The 1,962-nt window shown below is 48.2% G+C and carries 3 protein-coding genes; all 3 read right to left on the minus strand.

Going from position 1 to position 1,962, the window contains the following annotated elements:
* Positions 1–82, minus strand: an 82-nt coding sequence (tnpA, locus tag VZ94_RS33405; protein WP_439097759.1) for an IS66 family insertion sequence element accessory protein TnpA, incomplete at its 3' end; no start/stop codon positions are given.
* A gap of 452 nt (positions 83–534) precedes the next feature.
* A complete protein-coding gene (locus VZ94_RS21185; protein WP_204369243.1) occupies positions 535–864 on the minus strand; it encodes a hypothetical protein in 330 nt (109 codons plus the stop codon).
* Between the two features lie 13 nt (positions 865–877).
* Positions 878–1,327 carry a hypothetical protein gene (locus VZ94_RS21190; RefSeq protein WP_131655677.1) on the minus strand — a complete coding sequence of 150 codons (450 nt, stop codon included), beginning with the start codon at positions 1,325–1,327 and terminating at the stop codon, positions 878–880.
* Positions 1,328–1,962: the final 635 nt, after the last annotated feature.

A 1,962-nucleotide genomic window follows, 5' to 3' on the forward strand; every position in this document is an offset into this window, starting at 1 on the left:
TGCTGTCGCAATACGCCGCTTGCGTCATTCCGCTGCTTTGCCAAGTGTTCAGGTGGTGTATCCAATGCGCGGTTAAGGTCATGCATTATCCTCTTCAAAAATTTTGAGAATAACGGTTCTGAACTTATTAGAACAGGTGGTTTGGTTGAGCGCTTACGTTTCATCGCGCACAGAGGTAAGAGAGCGTAGATCAACCAACGCTCACAACAGACTGATACTATTGATTTTAATTACTGAGGGCAACGCCTAAAGTCTTCTTCATCCTCAACGCTGGGTATGGCAGCGCGAATTTGCCGCCATAGGCTATTTTGGCAAGGCGCGTTAAATTCTCGAGCCAACATGGGCGCCAAAATTTGGCGAACGGTATTTTCCGAAGGGAGTTCGCGCGATTGAGTGCGTAAAAATAACACATGCTGCCGCCAGAGTCCGTCATGGTATTTGAGGGAGAAAAGCTGTAACAGACCTGTAGCGACGCAGGCGCAGAACACGAAGACTTCCATCGCCTGCCAACACGCCTTGATCGTGGTAAGGTGTTCAGGACTTGCGGCCTTCAAGTTGCGGTTCGACGTGGGGCGGCGCGAATGACGGGGCTGATAGATGCTCCAGAAATGGAAACAGAACGCACCTAGCACGTTTTTTCAAGGTGTCAAACAGGATTTCGATGCGAACTCGGCGACAGTAGAGTTCAACTATTAGCGCCGGTGCAACCGTTAAATCAGAACACATCAACACAATCGAGCCGCGTGACGAGATCACCCAAACGAACTGTAGCGCGTCCCCGATAGGCCGCCACAACAGGTTCGCCGCCATCATTTTGACCACTTCTTGCTTGCCATAGAGGGTTAAGGTCACCTCATTAAACAAGGTGTCTTCATAGTCAAAGACCTCCGACAACACCACCTTGGTACCGAATTTGGCGGGTCGCCCACGTGGCTTCTGTTCCGCAATCGTGGGCGGGCAATAAGCCACATAGTTTTTTTTTAGCGCGGGTGATAATGTGTAAATAAGGCTGCTTCAAGGTCACAGACCAAACCGACCTGGCCAAGCGGAATACCAATTCGCTAGCGAAAAATGCATCTAAGATTAACCAACTAGAACGCTCGTAGGTTCTAGCAAACTCTAGCGCCATCGTAACCAAGCGCTCGCTTAGGGTCAGTGTCGGCGTTTGTTCACCTAAATGTTGGAAACCCAGATGGATTTGTAACGTCAACGGCAAGCAGAAACAGGCATTTAAGCTCCCTACCAGCACACCCAGAGCACCCCAGCATTGTCCTCGAAAATAACTAGGCTTGCTTTGTGTCTCTGAGGTTTCTCGCAAAGACAGCACGCTTGGCATCCGACCGCCATCTTTCACGACATGGGTATGGTCACCCAATAGAACAAGCCGCCCCTCGACGTCTACCAACCGCTTTTGGTCTAATACCCAACGGTGCCAACACGACAGTAGCGTACAAAATTGATAAGATTTGGCTCGAAAAAAAATGGAGCAACTGATAGTAGCCCTTTTCGTTCGACCACCAATAACGGCACATCGACGTGACGCCGACCATTTCGCTCGCCGCTAAAAAACTCAGGATGATCGCACAAAACACTAGCCAGCTTTGCTGACGCGAGAAGGCATTTCTAAATGCTTGAAGCATATCGGATAGATCGGACAACATATTCATTTGCTGATAGGGGAAGGTAAGCTCTAACTTTACAGGATTTTATGCCTATCGGTACAGCCTCTTCTCGGCATAGTAAGAGCAGAACTTACAACTGTTGAGTATTTAAGTAGTAGTGCAAAAATTATTTAACAAGAAAATAAGTTAAACTACTAAAATTTAAACGACGTAAGATTTCACGATGTTGTTTGTAAAACCCCTATTACCAGAAGAAAGAGAAACCCTTGAGAATATGAAACGGCATCATCCAAGTCCTGTGCCACGGGAACGGGCGCAAGCCGTTTTACTGAGCGCGGCG

The organism is Methylocucumis oryzae, from assembly GCF_000963695.1.
Classification (GTDB): domain Bacteria; phylum Pseudomonadota; class Gammaproteobacteria; order Methylococcales; family Methylomonadaceae; genus Methylovulum; species Methylovulum oryzae.